Genomic DNA, 19133 nt, shown 5'->3' on the forward strand with positions numbered 1-19133 from the left:
CTCGCCTCGAACCGCCGGGCAATCCATGAGAAAAGCCGCCCCGGTTTCCCGAGGCGGCTTCCTTTTCTCACTCTGTGCCCGGTGCTTCGAACATCAGAAGCGGAAGCGGACGCTTCCCTGAACCGTCCGCGCCAGAGTGCGCACGCCCAGCGGCAGCATGGCCTCGCTGCCATGGTAGCGATAGACATCGTTGCCAAGGATATTTGAAGCCTCAAGCGAAAGCGTCATGAACGGCACCGGCGTGTAGTTGATTGCGGCGTCGAGTTTATAGGTATCGTCCTGATAAGGCGAATATTCGGGGTTCTGCTGCCAGATGCCCATGCGGTACGAGGAACGCCAGTTGAATGCAGCGCGGGCGCTGAACTTCGGCGTATCGTAGAACAGCGTGGCGTTGGCCGTCCACTTCGAGGTGTTCGGAGAGTCGAACGCGCCGGGGAAGTCCTCGGGATAGGGATATTCGATGCGGGCCTTGAAGATGTGGCTGGCATTCACGCTGGCGCCGAAGTTGCTGAGGAAGCCAGGCAGGAAGTCGAAGAACGACTGGAGCGTGCCTTCCATGCCGATGAACTTGCCGTCACCCGCATTGCGCTGCTGCTCGATGTAGCCGATTCCCGACTGATAGTTGCTCAGGTCCACGCCATAGGCCAGCAACTGCTCGGCAGTAGCCTCTTCGCGGCTGTAATAGAGGAACCCGGTTGCCTTTTTGTAGTAGCCCGCAAGCGAGACCTGACCGCCGCGGCCGAAGTAGTATTCGGCGCTGACATCGAAGGCCTGTTCGCGCTGAGCCTTGAGGTCAGGGTTGCCGGCGAAGATGACCGGAGTGGTGCCCCGCGTTTCTGCGAAATAGAACGGACGCATGTCATAGAAGCTCGGACGCTGGACGTTCGTCGTGTAGGACAGGCGCAACTGGGTCTTGGGCGAGAAGTGAATGATCGAGGTTACGCTCGGCAGCAAGTCGTAGTAATTTGCGGCACCGGGAGAAGCCTCGACGATGTCCTGATAGCCGTTGGTGATATCGCCGGGACGATAGTTGAAGCTTTGCGAGCTGCCCCAGGTATTGGTGTAGCGCACACCGGCCAGGCCGTCGATCTTGATCGCGCCGACGTCGAAGGCATAGTTGAGCTGGGCATAGGCGGCAAAGTTGTTTTCGGTCGAACGGAAGGTCTGCCCCTGGTCGCTCGGCGGAAACTCGCTGGCGAAGCGCGCGGCATTGCCCGTATCGTACTGCTGGATGTACTCGCGGATGGCCGCGACGTTCGACATCACCACGGAACCGGGGATACGATACCATTCCGCAGTCGAACCGCCGATATCGGGGCCGACGAGCGATGCCGTATCGAAGCCCGGGAATGTGCTAAATGGAGCATATGTACCGTTTACCCGCGGGAAGCCGTCGCGATACCCGTAGTAGCGGCTGGCCTTGCGGCGGTTGTAGCGTGTGCCGACCTGGAAACTGCGCAGCAGGCCATCGGGCATTATGTCGAGAGTAAGGTCTGCCTGTGCCGAAAATTCGCGGTTCTTCGATCCGCCGCGATTGTCCTGGAAGCGATCGACCACGTATTTCGACACGTCCGAAAGATCGACGCCGTTGAACGAGATCGAGGGCGCGCCCTTGCTGTAGACGTCGGAGGCGAAATCGACATTGGCCGAAGTCAGCGTACCCGGGCGTACGATCGTCTCGACGAAGTAGTTGCCTTCGTTTGACCAATTGTACTGTGCGCTGGCATTGATATGGACGATGCCCGAATTGTAATGCGCCTCAAGGTTTGAGGTATACAGGTTCGAGTGGAAGTTGTTGTATTGGGTGTCGATACCCGCCGGAAGGCCGGTGGGGTTCGTGATCGTTGCCGATTTCACGGTGCGACCGTCAGGCATGAGCACGACATTGCTCAGCGTACCGGTCACGTTCATGTCCTGAACATAGAGACGCTCGACCGAACGCTTCTCGCGCGATCCGAGGTAGCCGCCCTCAAGGACGAAATCGAGCTTGTCGCTGGCACGCCACTGCAGGACCGCGTTGATCGAGGGACGTTTCACATTGCCCTGCTCGATGCCGTAATAGGCACGATAGGGGATCACAACCGTCGAGCCGTCGGTAAGCGTGCGCTCGAACGGGGATTCGCTCTCGATGTAGTTTTCGCGGTAATTGGTCTTGGTCCACGAGGCATTCACGAGGAAGCCGAACTCACCAATTCCGGTATCGAAGTGATTGGCCACCAGAAGGCTGCCGTAAGGGCTGACCTTCTCGGAAATGTCGTCATACGAGCCGCGGACACTGCCGGCGACAGTCCAGCCTCGCTTGAGATCGAACGGACGGCGCAGTTCGACATTGACCGTGCCGGCGATGCCGCCTTCGACCTGATCGGCGGTGCGGGTCTTGTAGACATCCACTTGCTTCAGCAGTTCGGCTGGGATGTCGGCCAGATTCAGTGAACGCCCGTCGCCAAGGTTGGTGTTGTTGCCGTTGACGGTGGTCTGCACTTCAGCGAGACCGCGGATGGTGACGCTCTGGCCCTGGCCGCGGGCGCGGTCGATCTGCACGCCGGTCACGCGCGAGAGTGCTTCGGGAACGTTGTTGTCGGGGAGCTTGCCGACGTCTTCCGAAACCACGGAATCGACGATCTGCTTCGAATTCTTCTTCTTCGTCGCGGCAGCCTCGACGCTGCCGCGCACGCCGGTAACGACGATGTCGGCCTTAGGACCTTCATCCTGGTCCGACAATTCGGATGCGGAAGCATTGCCGGTCTGCGCGAAAACCGGCGCGGTGACGCCAAGAGCGATAACCGAAGTCAGAGCAGTCGATAGCTTGAGGACTTTTAACGATGTCATAGAAACCCCCTGTTTGATTCCTTGGCACCTTCGGTTTGGCGCCCTTGCTTATATCGTATACGTCCTACGATATCTGAATTGTGTCAATCGGAATTGTGACGTTTCGGAAATATTTTGTCCGACTAATCAGAGGCCGCGAAATTTCCGCAAAGCGCATGCAAAAAGGAGCGCAGGTCTTCACCTGCGCTCCTTTGGGTATTCGAGGAAATCTAGCTTTCTAGGCGCAAGGTCCGGGCGGTGACCCGTCGCTGCGCAGATTGCGCTGCTCAACCTTGGGGGTCAGCACTTCCCATTCCTGCACGGCCAGCGCCGCGTGGGTCTTGCCGTCGGTCGAGGCGTCCATCACCGCGCGAAGACAGCGCGTGGTGATCTTGGGGAACGACACTTCCTGGAAAGCATCGGTAGCGGTGCCGTAGGCACTCGCGCCCCGTACCGACGTCCAGCCCTTGGCAGCCCAATATTCCAGATGCCACTTCGCGGGCGGCGCGACACCGACGCCAGACCCTGCGGGCTGGTCGTTCCAGAACCGGATCCGCGAGCCGTCGATCGTCACCGGCTTGTCCCAGCGATACTCGATCCACTGCTGCGGCGGGTTGTTCGGCGACCAGCTTCCCCACATGTCGGGCGGCAGCGGGGCCTGCTTGACCACGCCGTCGTTGAGCGACTTGATCCAGAACTGCACCGGTACCGGATCGTTCGAAGCCGTAGCCCAGGCCGAGCGCGCGATGTTGCGGCTCGGGGCCTGCGGCGGCTGCGGACGCAGGGTGGGCACGACCGTGCGGATAAGCGCGGGACTGACGCTGTCGTCCCACTCCATACGGTCGACCGCGACGCTGCGGCGGAAATGGCCGCCGTTTTTCGCGTCCGCCGTGTGATAGACCATGTACCACTGGCCCTTGAACTCCACCGCGCCCGGATGCGAGGTCGTGGAGGATACCGGCTTCAGCGCCACGCCCCGATAGGTCCATGGCCCCATCGGCGAAGGCGCGGTGCCATACGCGATGCAGGCATGGTAGACCGCAGGCGTGCAGTCCGAGGTCGGGCCTGCCTTGTTGCCCGCATAGAGCATGTAATAGGTGCCCTTGCGCTTCATGATCCACGGCGCCTCGAAGAAGCCGGTGAGGCCGGTAATGGTCTGCTCCGGCCCCTTGGGCGTGATCATGTCGCGCGCCAGTTCCATGCCGCGCAGCTGGCCGAAGGTACCCCAGTAGAGATAGACCTTGCCATCGTCGTCGATCAGGATCGTCGGGTCGATGTTCTGGATATCGTTGGCGACGGGCACTTTCTGCGAGACGATCGGCCCCGAAGGATGGGCGTCGCGCCAGGGGCCGACCGGACTGTCCGCCACGGCCACGCCGATGGCGAAGCGGTCCTTGGCGTCGCTGTTCTTCTCCATGACCGGGGCATAGAGATAGAAGCGCTTGTCCGGTCCCTGGATGATCTGCCCGGCATAGGCCCTTGCCGGTTCGGCCCAGGCGAAGACGTTTTCGGGCTTGAGGAACGCCGGGTAATGCGTCCACTTCGCGCCGTTCGGGCCGGGGGTGGGATCGTCCGTCCGCAGCAGTTGCCAGTCCGGCATGATGAAGTCGTTGACGTCGGGCGCGGCCATGTCGTGGCCGGTCAGGATCCAGAACTGCCCGTCTGCGACGAAGGGTGCAGGATCGGCCGAGTAATAGTCGCCGTCCGCGAGGATCGGATTGCCCGGCACGGTGATCTCCCGTCCCACCGGGGCAGCGGATTGCTGCGCCGAGGCGGCCGATGCGAATGCACCGGCCGCCAGGATCACTGCGAGCTTATTCCTCATCGGGGTATGGCCCCTTGCCGCCATCCTTGATGAGTTGGTCGACGCGCTGGTCGATCAGCGGCAACGGCACGCCGCCCAATTCCAGCACCGCATCGTGGAAGGCGCGGATGTTGAACTTCGGCCCCAGCGCGGTTTCCGCCTTCTTGCGTGCATCCACGAAGGCCAGTTGTCCCATGTAGTAGGACAGCGCCTGACCCGGCCAGGAGATGTAGCGATCGACTTCGGTCTCGATCTCGTGGTCCGAAAGCGCGGTGTTGTCACGGAAGTACTGCTGCGCCTGCTCGCGGGTCCAGCCCATGGCGTGGATGCCGGTATCGACGACGAGGCGCGAGGCGCGCCAGGCCTGATAGCTGAGCATGCCGAAGCGGTCGTAGGGCGTTTCGTACATACCCATGTCCTCGCCCAATGCCTCGCAATAGAGCGCCCAGCCCTCGCCATAGGCGGAGAGGTAGGTGTCACGGCGGAAGGCGGGGAGGTCCTTGTTCTCCATCGCCAGCGGCATCTGCATGGCGTGGCCCGGCGCGGACTCGTGCAAGGTCAGCGCGACTTGCGAGTAGAACGGACGGCTCGGCAGGTCGTAGGTGTTGACGAGGTAGATCCCCGGACCGCCGCGACCGCCGGTATAGAACGGCGCGATATCGTCCGGCACCGGCTTGATGGCGAAGCGGCTGCGCGGCATGTGGCCGAAGAACTGGTCCGCCTTGCCGTCGAACTGCTTGGCGATCCAGGCCGCCCGGTACAGCAGCTCGTTCGGGGTCTTGGGATAGAACTGCGGATCGGTGCGCAGGAAGTGCAGGAAGGCCTTGAGATCGCCCTTGAACTCGACCTGGCTCATCACCTCGTTCATCTGCGAACGGATGCGCGCCATTTCGCTGAGGCCGATCTGGTGGATCTCCTCCGGCGTCTTGTCGAGGGTGACGAACTCGGCGATCTTCGACTGATAATAGGCCTTGCCGTCCGGCAGGTCATAAGCCGCCAGCGTCTTGCGCGCGCCCTTCTCATACTCGCTCCGCATGAAAGCGAGCAGCTTGACGTGCGCGGGCACGACGCCGTCTGAAATCAGCTTGCGGGCCTCGGCACGCAGCTTTTCCTGCTCGGCGGCGGGGATCGTCGAAGGCAGTTTGCGGAAGGGTTCGTAGAACGGCGATGCCTCGACCGACTTGGCCTGCGTCACCAGTTCAATGCCCTTGTCGCGCCCGATGAGGGTGATCTGCGGGCCGGTGAAGCCGCGCTTCAGGCCCGCGCGCATGTTCTCGATCTGCTGGTCGTAGTAGCGCGGGATTTCGCGCAGCATTTCGAGATAGTTGTCGGCGGCGGCCTTGTCCTTGAACGGATTGCGCGCCCAGTCGGCCAGATCGCCCCAGAAGCTGGTGTCGGCGTTGAACGGCTTTTCGTAGTCCCTGAACCGCTGCGAAGCGAGCAGTGCGTCGACCTGGCCCTTGTAGACCGCGAAGTTCACGCGATTGGCGGGCGAAAGCTGCTTCTGGTCGATGGCGGCAAGCTGACCTTCCACCTTCGTCCAGCAGGCGAGACGGTCTGCCTGCGCCTTGGGGCCGAGGTCGGGCAGGACGATCTTGCTGTCCTTGGGCGTATCCTCGCAGGGGCCGACCTGCTTCTGGCGCCATTCGTATTCGGCGGTGTAGATCGCCTCGAAGGCCTGGTCAGCAGTCTGCTTCTTGGAGACTTGTGCGGCGGGAGCGGCAACCGCCGAAACCGTAGGCGTGGTGACCAGTGCGGCGCCGGCCAGCATCATGGCGCGGCCAACCGAATTCTTCACGTCATTTCCCCTTTCGAGAACCTCGAGAATGTCCTGGTGGAGCTTGGCGGGAATGCGCAGCCCCTCCTCGTCGGATTGCGCCCGCGCGATCAGGCGGCGCGATCCCGGCAGGCGAGCGCCCTGCCCTTCGATCATGTCGAACATCGCTTCCGCCCGGCGCAAGTGCTCTTCCACACCCGCACCGAGGAAGCCTGCCGGATCGATGGCGATGATGAACTCGCCGCCGATCGGAGACCCGCCGCGATCCTGATCCGCTGCCATCGATTCCGCGCTGGTCATGTCGCCGATCAGCGGCCCCGCGACCAGTTCGACCATGGCGGCGAGCGCCGAGCCCTTGTGTCCGCCGAAAGTGCGCATGGCGCCGTCGAGCACGGCTTTGGCGTCGCTCGATGGATTGCCCTGGGCATCGTAGCCCCAGTCGAGCGGGATTTCCTTGCCCGCGCGGCGGTGCAGTTCGATCTCGCCCCGCGCGACCGCGCTGGTGGCGAAGTCGAAGACGAACGGTGCGCGATCCGGGCGCGGCCAGCCGAAAGCGATGGGGTTGGTGCCGAACACCGGCTTGGTCCCGCCCGCCGGTGCCACCCAGGAATGGCTGGGCGTAAAGGCGAAGGCGACGAGGCCTTGCTCCGCCAGCGCCTCGACCTCGGGCCAGAGCGCGGCGAAGTGGACCACATTGTTCAGCGCCATCGCGGCAATGCCGAACTTTCGCGCTTTTTCCACCAGCAGCGGCATGCCGCGCTCGAACGGCAGCTGGGCGAAGCCGCCCTTGCCGTCCACGCGCACCAGCGCCTGCGCCGGTTCGCTCACTTCGGGCACTGCATCGGGCACCACCACCCCGCGCTCGACCGAATTGGCGGCGACAAGGAGGCGGTAAAGCCCGTGCGAGGTGCAGCCGTCCCGCTCACCCGACACCATGGTGTGGGCGACGGCGGCGGCATGGTCGGGCGCAAGGCCCCAGGCTTCGAGCACGGTGCGGGCGAGTTCGTCCGCCTCCGCGATCGTCAGGGCAACGTCTTCACTCAAGGACAGGCTCACTTCTTGGCAGTAAACAGGCGCACGCCGAAGACCGGACCGGCCGAGCTGCGGTCATGCGGCAGGAAGCGGACCTTTACGCTGCTCTTGCCCTTGGTGAGAGCCTCGGGCAGCGGATAGTCCACATCGAAGAACTTGCCGGCGGCATCGTTGTCGAGCTTCTGGGTGGCGATCTTCACGTCGTCCACGAGAATGTCGAACACGCGCGAACGCTCGCTGCCCCAATAGCTGGCCTGAAGCAGCAGCGGCCCCGGCTTCACCTTCATCTTGAACTCGAAGTAGCCGCCCGAGCGGGCATCGCGTCCGTTACGGCCGCGATAGGAGACCGGGTAGGAAATTTCCGAGGTCAGCTCGTGGTCGCGCTCGGGCTGCATTTCGCCGAGGTGCATGACGTCGATCGAGCGGGCGGCGATGTCCTTCTGGCGGGCCTGCTCGGCCAGGAACGCGGCTTCCTCGGTCTTCCAGCCGCTTTCGGTGAAGCGCTTGAAGTAGACCGCGCTGCGGCGGTCGTACTGGCTGTAGAACGGCACGAACATGCGGTCGCCCGGACGGACGATACCGGTGGTCTGGAAGCGCGGACGGTCGGAAACGATCGGCTTGAACGCGGCCAGCGGGTTGTCACCCACCATCGCCGGTTCGACGCCGGTGAACTCCATCTCCGCCGGGCCGAGATCGGCGGCCATGACCAGCGGGCCACGCACCACGGCAACCACGTCCTGCGAACCCTGCGCGGTTTCGAGGCGCAGTTCGAGCGGTAGGTTCAGCGCGATCACGTCACCCTTCTTCCAGCGACGGTCGATCACGGCATAGCCGCCGACCGGCGTGGCGGGCACCGGCGCGCCGTTGACGGTCACGGTCGCCTTGCCATTCGACCAGCCGGGAATGCGCAGCGCGACGGCAAACTTGCCCTGCTTCACGGCATCGAGCGCGATCTTCACGTCGGACTTGAACGGGTACTCGGTGGCGATGGTGAAAGCAGCGCCCTTGGCCTTCCACTGCCCGGTCGAGGGGATGTAGAGGTTGACGAAGAGCGTGTCGTCACCTTCCCAGAAGATGGAATCGCCATGCTTCGAATGGCTTTCCATGCCCGAGCCGACGCAGCACCAGAATGCCTCTTCGCCGGGACCCGAATAGCCACGCGGAGCGCCGCTCATCATTGGCGTCATATAGGTGAAGCCGCCGGTCTCGGGGTTCTGTGCCGACATGACATGGTTGAGGTGCGCGCGCTCGTAATAGTCGAACAGCGCGCCGTCCGGCTGCCACGAGTAGAGCTGACGGGTCAGCTTGAGCATGTTGTAGGTGTTGCAATGCTCACAGGTCGATTCCGTGAGGTGCAGCGCGACGGTATCGGGCTCGAAGAAGTATTCGCGGTCGGCATTGCCGCCGATCACGTAGCTGTGATGCTGGGTCACGCGCTCCCAGAAGAAGCGGGCGGCGCGGCCGGGCTCGTCCTTGCCCGTCAGTTCGTGGATACGGCCGAGGCCGATCAGCTTGGGCACCTGCGTATTCGCGTGGAAGTTGGCGAGCTTGTCTTCCTGCGCCACCAGCGGATCGAGCACTTTCTTGTCGTAGATGCGCTCCGCCACCTTCAGCCAGCGCAGATCGCCGGTCTGGGCGTAGAGATCGGCATAGCTCTCGTTCAGGCCACCATATTCGCAGCCCAGCAGTTCCTGCATCTGCTTGTCGTCGAGCGCGGCGAAGACTTTCTCGAAGTAGCCGCCGAGACCGATGACCACTTCCAGCGCCTTGGCATTGCCCCAGGCCGCATTGATGTCGAGCAGGCCCTGGAAGTACTTGTGCACGGTATAGAGCGGCGACCACGAGCCGTTGAGGTCGAACCCGCCCGACTTGATCTCGCCGCGCATGACTTCGGGGAAGATTTCCTGCCCGTCGACGACCTTGCCGTCCTTGGTCTTGCGGCCGAGCGCGCCGATGTAGCCGTCCGTGCGCTGCGCCTGGCATTCCGCCAGTTCGTCGACGATATAGTCGGCGCGGCGGCGGCATTCCGGGTTGCCGGTCTGCTGCCAGGCCAGGACCAGCGCGGTCATGTAGTGACCCAGCGTGTGGCCGGCGATCGTGTCCGATTCCCAACCGCCGTAGATCGCCGCCTTGGGGTCGAGACCCGCATACTTGCGGAAGTTGTGCAGGAAGCGATCGGGGCTGAGCGACATCAGGTAGTCGACATTGACCTCGACCGCAGTCGCATAGTCCGACGGCGCAAGGCGCACGTCGGTCAGCGGCAGCGGCTTCGCCTTGATGGGAAGCTTGGGCGCAATGACGGCGGCGAAACCCTTGAGGGGGACAGAGCAAATGGCAAGCGCCGCCACGCCCGCCATCCATTCGCGCCGATTGGCCTGCATTTCCATAACTCCTATCGAATATCGTATACGTTATTGATAGAAGTCAGACTCTCGAAGTCAATAGCTACTTTGTCGCATATCCGCCGCGAACCTCAGCGACGAAGCGCCACCTGGGTATCGGCATGGGCCAGCTCGATCAGCGTAATCATCGCCTTGCGCGCTTTGGCCGGGTTGCGCTCGGCAATCTGCGTATAGAGCGCGTGATGCTCGGGCATGGGATCGCGCGGACTGTCCTGCATGCCGTGCTTGATCGCGGTGGTCGAGGCGATCGCGGTCGAGATCGAATTGGAAAGCGCCAGCAGCATCTCGTTGCGCGTCGCCTCCATGAGCAGTTCGTGAAAGCGGATGTCGGCGGCGCGGCCCTTGGGGCTGGTGAGCGTGTAGCGCTCCATCGTGTCGAGCGCATTGGCCATATCCAGCAATTGCCCATCGTCCCGCCGCAGCGCCGCCATTTCGGCAGCCTGGGGTTCGACGACCATGCGCAGTTCGAACAAGTCGCGCAGGAATTCGTCGCTGGCGCCGCACTGGATCTGCCAGGACAGCACATCGGGATCGAGCAGGTTCCACTTGCGCCGCTCGTTGACCCGCGTCCCCGCCTTGGGCCTGCTGGAGACCAGCCCCTTGGCCGTGAGCATACGGAATGCCTCACGCAGGACCGAGCGAGATACTCCGAGTATTTCCGCGTGTTCGACTTCTGCCGGGAAGACATGGCCCTCCAGATAATCCCCGCTGACGATCTGCGTCGCCAACCGCTGAGCCACAGCGTGATGGAGGCGCCCACTCATGAGGGGCAGCATTTCAGGACCTTCACCCGAACCGCTTAGGGTCATTGTGCTCTCTTTCGTCATCGCGTCTGGTCTGTATCAAGAATAACGCTCTGGCTAGTCCAGAAAAGCGCAGATCATATATCGTATATTTTTCTTGACGGTCATGCCAGCCGGCGTCATGACAAAGATCTTCTCCCGAAATAACCGATGGACCGCAGCCGTGAGCGCTTTGCATACCTCCCTGTCGAAATCCATCAGCCTGCTTGCTCTCGCCATGGCCGCCACCGCGCCGATCCCGAGTTACGCGCGTGACACCGCTGCGCGTGCCGCCGCCGCCCAGCCGAGCATCGACCAGCGCTATGCCGCTGCCGACAGCTTCCTCGGCAGCGCGCTCAGCGATCTGATCGACAATGCCGATATCGCCCCGCGCTTCGTCGAGGGCGGCCTGTTCTACCGCACCGGCAACCGCCTCGACCAGCGCTACCAGTTCCTCGATCTCGGCACCCGGCAGGCCCGGCAGGTCACGACGACCGCCGCCCTGCTTGCCGCACTGACCGCGGCGAAAGGCGCCCCGGTCGCGCTCGACGATGCCTATATCGCCGAAGTGGAATACGATCCGGCGAAGAACGAAGTCCGCTTCCACGCCTTCGACGGCGCACTCTGGAGCATGGACGCCGCCGGGAAGGCCGCTCAGGTCGAGGAAGCCGACCACCGGGAATTCGATCTCCCCTCGCCCGACGGCAAGACGAAGATCGTCGCGCGCGATTACAATCTTTACGCCGTCGATATCGCGACGGGCCGCGAAGTGGCGCTCACCACCGATGGCACGCGCGAACAGCCCTATGGCCGTTCCATCCCGCAGCTTTCCGATATCCTGCGCGACGGCACCGAGGACCCGGCCATGCCGGTCTCGGCGCAGTGGTCGCCGGACGGGCGCTACCTGCTGACCTGGCGGCTCGATACCCGCGAGGTGAAGAAGCTCTCGATCACCCAGCAGAACCCGCCGGGCAGCTTCTATCCGCGCAGCTTCACGTACATCTATCCGCTGGCGGGCGCCGAGAAGCTGCCGCAAGCCGCGCGCCTCGTGATCGACGTCAGGGAGGCGATGAAGAAGGGTAAGGCGCGGATCGTGCCGATCCAGGTGCCATCGGAATCCATCCTCTACCCTTCCGCCCCTGACATGGGCTGGCTAGACGGCAAGATCCGCATGCTCTGGACCGAGCGCGGCTACAAGCAGCAGGCCGTCTACCTTGCCGATCCCGAGACCGGCGCCGCGAAGATCATCGCCCATGAAGCGGTGAAGCCGGTCGTCACCGTCACCTCCAGCATGATCTTCCCCTCGCCCGAACTGGGCGGCGAGCTTTCGATCTCGGAGCGGAGCGGCTGGGCGCAGCTCTATCTCGTCACGCCCGACGATCCGGACGGGGGCAAGGCCCTGACCACCGGCGACTGGGAAGTCCTCACGGTAGACAACGTGGCCGAGGACAAGTCCTCGCTCGTCGTCACCGGCGTCGGCCGCGAGGCTACGCGCAATCCCTACTGGCGCGCGCTCTACCGCGTTCCGACCAAGGGCGGCGCGCTCACCGAGCTGACCCCGGAACCGCTCGACCACAACGCCTCGGTCTCGCCCGACGGCCAATGGATCGTCGACCAGATGTCCAGCCCAACCTCGCCGACCCGCGCGGTGCTCCGCGACGGGCAGACCGGGCGCATCGTCATGGACCTCGCCAAGGCCGACGACAGCCGCCTGCTCGCCACCGGCTACACCCCGCCCGAGCCGTTCCAGGGCGTGGCGGCGGACGGCACGACGCCGATCTACGGCATGATCTATCGCCCCGCGCACTTCGATCCAAAGCGCCGCTATCCGGTGATCGACAACGTCTATACCGGCCCGACCACCACCGACGTTCCCGCCACCTGGAGCGATGCACGCCGCGTTTCCGGCAATAGCGTGGCGCAGATCGGCGCGATCGTCGTCATGATCGACGGCACCGGCACCTCGCGGCGCGGCCAGAAGTTCCGCCTGCCCGCCTTCCAGAACCTCGGCGAAGTCGGTCTCGACGATCACATCGCGCTGATCCGGCAGATGGCGGCGAAGTATCCCTATATGGACGTGACCCGCGTCGGCGTGTTCGGCGGGTCGGCGGGCGGCTACGACACCGCGCGCTTCGTGCTGCGCCGTCCGGACTTCTTCAAGGTGGGCGTCTCCTCCTCGGGCAACCATGACCTCCGGCTGGACAAGACCTGGTGGCCGGAAGTCTCGATGGGCTATGCCGACGAGGCGACCTGGGAGCGCAATTCCAACATGTCGGTCGCGGGCCAGCTCAAGGGCCACCTGCTGCTCGTCCACGGCGATATCGACGACAACGTGCCCGTCACCGAGAGCTACCGCCTCGCCAAGGCGCTGATGGATGCCGGGCGGGACGTCGATCTGATCGTGATGCCCAATGCCACGCACAACGTCTACCGGCCCTTCTTCTGGAAGAAGCTGCGCGACTATTTCACCCAGTATCTGCTCGGCGAAACGCCGCCTGCCCTCGGCCCCGTGAAGGCGGCCGCTCCCGCTGCCCCGGCAGCCAAGTAAATCCCGCGAGGACCTGAAATGAAGCGTCTCCTGAAGCCCTTGCCGCTCGTCGCCCTGGTGCTCGGCACTCTCCCCGCGATGCTGCCGACGACCGTAGCCTATGCCGAGGAAGGCGAGGCCCAGAAGCCGAAGCCCGTCTATCCGCCGATCGCCAAGACAGAGATGCAGACCCCGGCCTTCGATCTCGCACTGCGGGCCGACACGCAGACGCTGGCGCACCTCTCGCCTAAGGGCAACACCGCCTTCGACTTCGTCCCTGCAGGCCGCGAACCCGAGCGCGCGGGCGACGGCTACGTCCACATCGGCGACATCCATATCCGCCTGAAGACCGCCGGTTCCGGCTGGCAGGACTTCTCCTCCGCCCATGCCCGCAAGCAGATCGCCGCGCTCGCAGGCGGCAATGGCGTGCTGGCCGCCGCCGACATCACCGCCTCGATGGGTGCAGGCATTCCCCTGCGCGTCGAGCGCCGCTGGGTGAACGAGGCGGGCGTGCTCGCCATGCACTTCACCCTCGTCAACACCAGCAGCGCCCCCGTCGAGATCGGCGGCCTCGGCATGCCGATGGTGTTCGACAACATCATCCTCGACCGCGATCTCGACCAGGCCCATGCCGAGGCGAGCTTCGTCGATCCCTATATCGGCCGCGATGCGGGCTATCTTCAGGTCACGCGCCTCAACGGCCAAGGCCCCGCCCTGCTCGTGCTGCCCGAGAAGGGCACGCCGCTCGAAGCCTATCGCCCGATCATCGAGGCGCGCGCCGCCAAGGACGGCGACATCTTCACCGACAGGAGCCAGCGCAGCCAGGTCTCGGAAGGGTTCTACGACTGGACCGTCGCCAGCAAGGGCTTTGCCGAGAAGGAATGGGTCAAGGCCGGCCAGCAGTGGAACGAGCCGACCAGCTTCACCCTCGCACCGGGCGAGAGCCGCACCATTGGCCTGCGCTTCGTGACCGCCCCCGATATCCGCAAGATCGAGGATACGCTGGTCGCGAACAAGCGCCCGGTGGCCGTGGGCATCCCCGGCTACGTCGTGCCAACCGACCAGACCGCGAGCCTCTTCCTCAAGACCCCGAGCAAAGTCGCGAAGATCGAATCCTTCCCCGAAGGCGCTCTCACCGCGACCGCCGAGAAGAGCGGAACCGGCTGGGCGCGCTATCAGGTCAAGGCTTCGGGCTGGGGTCAGGCCCGCCTGACGGTGACATATGCCGACGGCCAGAAGCAGACCGTCAGCTACTACATCACCAAGCCGCTCGATCAGGTCATGGCCGATATCGGCCATTTCACCACGACGAACCAGTGGTTCGAGGGTAAAGGCGACCCCTTCCACCGCAGCCCCGCAATCCTCTCCTACGACCGCGAGGACAACAAGATCCTCACGCAGGACGGCCGCGTCTGGGTGGCGGGCATGAGCGACGAAGGCGGCGCCGGTTCATGGGTCGCGGCGATGATGAAGCAGCTCGACAATCCCAATCCGGAAGAAGTCGCCAAGCTGGAGCGCCTCGTCAACGAGACCGTGCTCGGCACGCTTCAGGTCAAGGACGGCCCACAGGCAGGCGCGGTCAAGAAGAGCATCTTCTATTACGATCCGGTCGAGTTCCCGAACTACTACGATCCCAAGATCAACTGGAAGAGCTGGACCTCCTGGTCGAAGAAGGATTCGGACGATCTCGGCCGTTCCTACAACTACCCGCATGTCGCCATCGGCCACTGGGTACTCTACCGCCTCGCCCGCGATAACCAGGGGCTGGTCAAGCAGCACGACTGGAAGTTCTACCTGGAGTGGGCCTACCGCACTTCGGTCGCGATGATGCGCGATGCACCCTACTATGCACAGTTCGGCCAGATGGAGGGCGATGTCTTCCTCGACATCCTCAAGGACCTCAAGCGCGAGGGCCTGACTGCCGAAGCCGCCGAGATGGAGGGCCTGATGAAGGGCCGCGCCGATCACTGGCGCACGCTCAAGTTCCCGTTCGGCAGCGAGATGGCCTGGGATTCCACCGGCCAGCCCGAAGTCTACGCCTGGATGCGCTATTTCGGCTATCAGCCGCAGGCCGACGAGACGCGCGAAGTCATTCTCGCCTATGACCCCACCATCCCGAGCTGGGGCTACAACGGCAATGCCCGCCGCTACTGGGACTTCCTCTACGGCGGCAAAGTCTCGCGCATCGAGCGGCAGATCCACCACTACGGCTCGGCGCTCAACGCGGTGCCGCTGTTCGACGCCTATCGCCAGAACCCCACCGACCTGCACCTGCTGCGCGTCGCCTATGGCGGCATGATGGGCGGCATCACCAATATCGACCAGCAGGGCTTCGGCTCGGCGGCGTTCCACTCCTGGCCCGACATGATGAAGTGGGATGTCATCACCGGCGACTACGGCATGGGCTTCTACGGCCATGCGATCACGTCGGCGAGCTATGTCGTGAACGATCCGCAGTTCGGCTGGCTGGGCTTCGGCGGCGATCTCACCGCCAAGAGCGGGAAGGTCCATATCGAACCCAAGGACGGCGCCCGCCGCCGCCTCTTCGTCGCTCCCGCTGGTCTCTGGATCACGCTGGAATCGGGCCGGATCAAGAGCGCCGATTACGACGCGAAGACCGGCAAGGTCGTGCTCCGGCTAGACCCGGCCTCGGCCACCGCGCCCAGCGCGCGCCTCCTGTTCGAGACCACGACGGCAGGCGGCAAGACTTACGGCACCGACACCGGCACGGCGGATCGCGGCGGCTATGCCATCACGCTCGGCACCGGCGAAACCGCCGTCACACTCAGCCCGCGCTGACAATGAAAGTCCTGCTTCAGGCTTCGGTGCTGGCATTAGCCATTCCGTCAGCACCGGCGCTTGCCTCCCCGGCCACCGGCTCCACACCGAGTGCGGCCTGCGTGGCCGGGGACTGGAAGGTCGCCGCCACCGATCCATCCGATGCGGCCAATTCGGCGCTGCCGCTCCAGATGGAAAGCGAGCACTTCGCGCTCCATTGGAAGCCCGGCACGGTGGAACCGGACGTCGCGAAGGCCGCCACGAAGCACCTCGAATATGTCTGGAACTACTTCCTCGGCACGCTGAAATTCCCCGAGCCGCATTGCGGTTCGGCGGAGAAGTTCAAGGTCAATGCCTATATCGGCGTGGGCTATGGTCTTACCGGCGGCAGCGACCAGCTCGGCCACATGGGCATGTGGATCGATCCCGCCGCGCTGAAGGACCGCTTCGGCCTCGCGCATGAGCTGACCCACGCCTTGCAGGCCGCAACCGGCCGCCTGATGGACTCGCCCTTCACCGGCTGGCTGTTCGAAAGCCACGCCAACTGGATGACAGTGCAGCTTCCGGAATTCCGCGAGAACCCCCATTGCTCGGTGCTGCTCAAACAGTACCCGCACCTCTATTACGGCTCGACCCGGACGCGCTACTGCAACTGGCAGTTCCTCGAATACCTGAAGGACACCAAGGGCTTCGAGGCGGTCAATGCGATCTGGCGCACCGCCCCCGGCAAGGACGATCCGGCCCGCCTCATCGCCGATCCCTTCAGCGTGCTCCAGCGCAACATGGGCTGGACGCAGGACCAGCTCAACGACACCTTCGGCGACTGGGCGCTCCACAACGCGAACTGGGACTACACCAACCCGGACGGCAGCGATCAGGGCGCGGTCTTCCGCCGCAACTACGGCAGTTACGACCAGACCACAGGCGCAGGCATCCTCTCCGCCACGGTGCTGGACCCCATCGACGCGAAACGCCGCCGCTTCGCCGTGCCGGAAATGTGGGCGCCGCAGCGCTGGGGCTACAACGTGGTCAAGCTGCATGCCGATGCCGGACGGGACCGCGTGACCGTGACCTTCCGCGGCGTGGTCCAGCAGACGAGCGCCGTCGCTTCCCTACCGGGTCTGGCCGACGAACCCACGGCGATCCCGGCCCCTGCCTCCGACTGGCGCTGGGGCATTGTCGCAGTCGGCGCGGACGGCAGGAGCCGCTACAGCACGCTCCAACGCGGCGCGAAGGGGGTGGCCTCGATCGCGATCCAGCCCGGCGACACCGGTCTCTATCTCGTCGTCATGGCCACACCCTCGCAGATGCAGAAGATCCGCTGGGACCAGCCCTGGTATTCGGTCTACCGCTATCCGTGGATGGTCGAATTCGACGGCGCCCTGCCCGACGCGCCGAAGCCGGTCCTCGTCGGCCATCGCCATCCCAACGGCGGCGGCTGGGTCGGCCCCTCCGCCAGCGTTGCGGCCAGCGCCTATGTCGGCCCTTATGCCCGCGTGATCTCCGGCACCGTCTCGGGCAAGGCGCGGATCGAGGACCACGCTGTCGTGCTGGACAAGGTGCAAGTGCTGGACGATGCGATAGTGTCCGGGCTAACCGTGCTGCGCGGCAATACCGTGCTCAAGGACAAGGCCCAGGCGGCCACCGCCATGCTCGGCATCGGCGAGTACGAGAAGGGCATCGTCCTTTCGGGAACGGCCCGGAACATTGGCGACGTCGAGCAGCGCGGCGGCTCGGCAACGCGCGGGGTGTTCTACGGCTTCGTCGATCCGGAGACGGTGAAGGACCCGGCCCACGGCGCCGAACTCGCCGCGCCGGTGCCCGAAGTCACCGCAAAACCGATCTATCGTTGGATACCCTGAGCGCCGGGAAACCGCAGCAACACGGAGAGGCCCGGCCGGTTGTCGGCAAAGACGATCCGCGCGCCGTGGACCTGTGCGATCGCGGCGACCATGCTGAGCCCCAGTCCCTCGCCCGGAACGCCCGCCGAGCCTTCCGCCCGGTAGAACGGCTCCGTCACCCGCGCGAGGTCGGCGGGGGCGAGACCGGGGCCGTTGTCGGACACCGCCAGCAGCAGGTCCCCGCCCTGCCGTCCGGCCCGCACTTCCACCCGGCTGCCGTCCGGCACATGCTTGAGCGCATTGTCCAGCAAGTTGGACATGGCCTGGAACACCAGATCGAGATCGAGGTCCCCCACCAGCGGCCGCCGCGCATCTAGCACGAGATCGACCCCCCGCCGCTCGGCATCAGGCTGGTAGAACTCCACCACGTCCTCCAGCAGTTGCACGACATCGGTACGCTGGACCTGCGCGGCGGCCCTCCCACCTTCGAGCCGCGAGATGCGGATCAGCGCCGCGAAGATTTGCCGCAGCCGGTTCGCCTCGCCAATGGCCTCGGACACGGCACGGCGGGCAGCCGGGTCGTCGCCGAGGTCGTGCTCCAGCACTTCAAGCTTTCCGGCAAGCCGCGCCAGCGGAGTGCGCAACTCATGCGCCACATTGTCCGACACCCGGCGCACCGCCTCGAACAGGTTCTCGATCCGTGAGAGCATCAGGTTGAGCGTGACGCCGAGGCGGTCGAAGTCATCGTTCGTGCCCCGCACCTGCACACGGCCCGACAAGTCGCCCTCCATCACCTGCAGCGCGGTGGAGGCCACCATGTCGATGCGCTTGCCGATCGCGCGGCTCATCAGCCAGCCCCCGGTCAGTCCCAGCGCCAGCGTGCCGCAGAGCATCCAGATCGCGCCGGTACGCAAGAGGTCCTCGTCATCGACGATGTCCTGCACGTCGCGCCCCACGATCAGCCGCCCGCCGTCCGGCATGGCACGGTCACGGACGATGGCGGAGTGGTCGATCTCAAACCCGTCGACGAAACGGTCTGCCTCGATCACGGTAAGGTCCCTTCCGGGCCGGAGCGGCCAGCTCGGCAGGTTGGCCGAGACGATCTCGCCATCGGGGGCGACGAGGACATGGAACGGAACCCGCGCGGCAGGGCGATGCGCCCGGCGTTCCAGCACGGCCTGTGCAGCGGCGATACCCGACTTGCGGTAGACCGCGCCGATCTCGCCCGCTTCCGCCTCGACGCGCGCGCGGACTTCCGCCATTGGCCGCGTCACCCGCCACCAGTAGCCCGCGCCGAACAACACCGCGACCGAGAGGCTGAACAGCACCGCATAGGTCAGCGCGAGCCGGAACGAGAGGCTGCGCAGGAGGCGCGTCATCGC

The 19133-nt window shown here is 64.6% G+C and carries 9 protein-coding genes; 3 read left to right on the forward strand and 6 right to left on the reverse strand.

Annotated features, from left to right (window positions below):
- Positions 1–93: 93 nt before the first annotated feature.
- The 5 genes from ACZ1II_RS05550 to ACZ1II_RS05570 all read right to left on the reverse strand — a co-directional run bounded on the left by ACZ1II_RS05550 (position 94) and on the right by ACZ1II_RS05570 (position 10587).
- The gene (locus ACZ1II_RS05550) at positions 94–2829 is read right to left on the reverse strand and encodes a TonB-dependent receptor (protein ID WP_465143421.1); all 2736 of its coding nucleotides are present in this window, start codon (positions 2827–2829) and stop codon (positions 94–96) included.
- 217 nt (positions 2830–3046) lie between these two features.
- On the reverse strand, positions 3047–4633 hold the full coding sequence (locus ACZ1II_RS05555) for a family 43 glycosylhydrolase (protein WP_465143422.1): 1587 nt from the start codon (positions 4631–4633) through the stop codon (positions 3047–3049).
- Positions 4623–7433, reverse strand: a complete 2811-nt coding sequence (locus ACZ1II_RS05560) for a DUF885 family protein (RefSeq protein WP_465143423.1) — start codon at positions 7431–7433, stop codon at positions 4623–4625. The genes ACZ1II_RS05555 and ACZ1II_RS05560 overlap by 11 nt, the downstream gene beginning before the upstream one ends.
- Before the next feature lie 8 nt (positions 7434–7441).
- The gene (locus tag ACZ1II_RS05565) at positions 7442–9802 is read right to left on the reverse strand and encodes a beta-L-arabinofuranosidase domain-containing protein (protein ID WP_465143424.1); all 2361 of its coding nucleotides are present in this window, start codon (positions 9800–9802) and stop codon (positions 7442–7444) included.
- Between the two features lie 92 nt (positions 9803–9894).
- Entirely contained in the window at positions 9895–10587 is a 693-nt protein-coding gene (locus tag ACZ1II_RS05570) for a FadR/GntR family transcriptional regulator (protein ID WP_465143425.1), read from the reverse strand.
- Positions 10588–10789: 202 nt separating this feature from the next.
- Here ACZ1II_RS05570 and ACZ1II_RS05575 point away from each other — a divergent pair, with 202 nt between their 5' ends.
- Genes ACZ1II_RS05575 through ACZ1II_RS05585 form a run of 3 tightly spaced genes read left to right on the forward strand, consistent with a single transcriptional unit; the run spans position 10790 to position 17772 of the window.
- Positions 10790–13153 (forward strand): S9 family peptidase, encoded by a 2364-nt coding sequence (locus ACZ1II_RS05575; RefSeq protein WP_465143426.1) that lies wholly within the window; start codon positions 10790–10792, stop codon positions 13151–13153.
- Between the two features lie 18 nt (positions 13154–13171).
- Entirely contained in the window at positions 13172–15931 is a 2760-nt protein-coding gene (locus ACZ1II_RS05580) for a DUF5695 domain-containing protein (protein ID WP_465143427.1), read from the forward strand.
- 2 nt (positions 15932–15933) lie between these two features.
- The gene (locus tag ACZ1II_RS05585) at positions 15934–17772 is read left to right on the forward strand and encodes an Svx/AvrXca family virulence/avirulence protein (RefSeq protein WP_465143428.1); all 1839 of its coding nucleotides are present in this window, start codon (positions 15934–15936) and stop codon (positions 17770–17772) included.
- Here the strand turns inward: ACZ1II_RS05585 and ACZ1II_RS05590 are convergent.
- Positions 17754–19130 carry a HAMP domain-containing sensor histidine kinase gene (locus ACZ1II_RS05590; protein WP_465143429.1) on the reverse strand — a complete coding sequence of 459 codons (1377 nt, stop codon included), beginning with the start codon at positions 19128–19130 and terminating at the stop codon, positions 17754–17756. The two genes, ACZ1II_RS05585 and ACZ1II_RS05590, sit on opposite strands and share 19 nt — an antisense overlap.
- Positions 19131–19133: the final 3 nt, after the last annotated feature.

It is taken from the genome of Novosphingobium sp. BL-S-20 (genome assembly GCF_055521635.1).

What these genes read in the sequence shown, in the direction of transcription:
- ACZ1II_RS05585 (WP_465143428.1), top strand. Translation starts at nt 15,934, where the DNA reads ATGAAAGTCCTGCTTCAGGCTTCGGTGCTGGCATTAGCCATTCCGTCA.
- ACZ1II_RS05570 (WP_465143425.1), bottom strand. Translation starts at nt 10,587, where the DNA reads ATGAGTGGGCGCCTCCATCACGCTGTGGCTCAGCGGTTGGCGACGCAG.
- ACZ1II_RS05590 (WP_465143429.1), bottom strand. Translation starts at nt 19,130, where the DNA reads ATGACGCGCCTCCTGCGCAGCCTCTCGTTCCGGCTCGCGCTGACCTAT.
- ACZ1II_RS05555 (WP_465143422.1), bottom strand. Translation starts at nt 4,633, where the DNA reads ATGAGGAATAAGCTCGCAGTGATCCTGGCGGCCGGTGCATTCGCATCG.
- ACZ1II_RS05550 (WP_465143421.1), bottom strand. Translation starts at nt 2,829, where the DNA reads ATGACATCGTTAAAAGTCCTCAAGCTATCGACTGCTCTGACTTCGGTT.
- ACZ1II_RS05580 (WP_465143427.1), top strand. Translation starts at nt 13,172, where the DNA reads ATGAAGCGTCTCCTGAAGCCCTTGCCGCTCGTCGCCCTGGTGCTCGGC.
- ACZ1II_RS05565 (WP_465143424.1), bottom strand. Translation starts at nt 9,802, where the DNA reads ATGCAGGCCAATCGGCGCGAATGGATGGCGGGCGTGGCGGCGCTTGCC.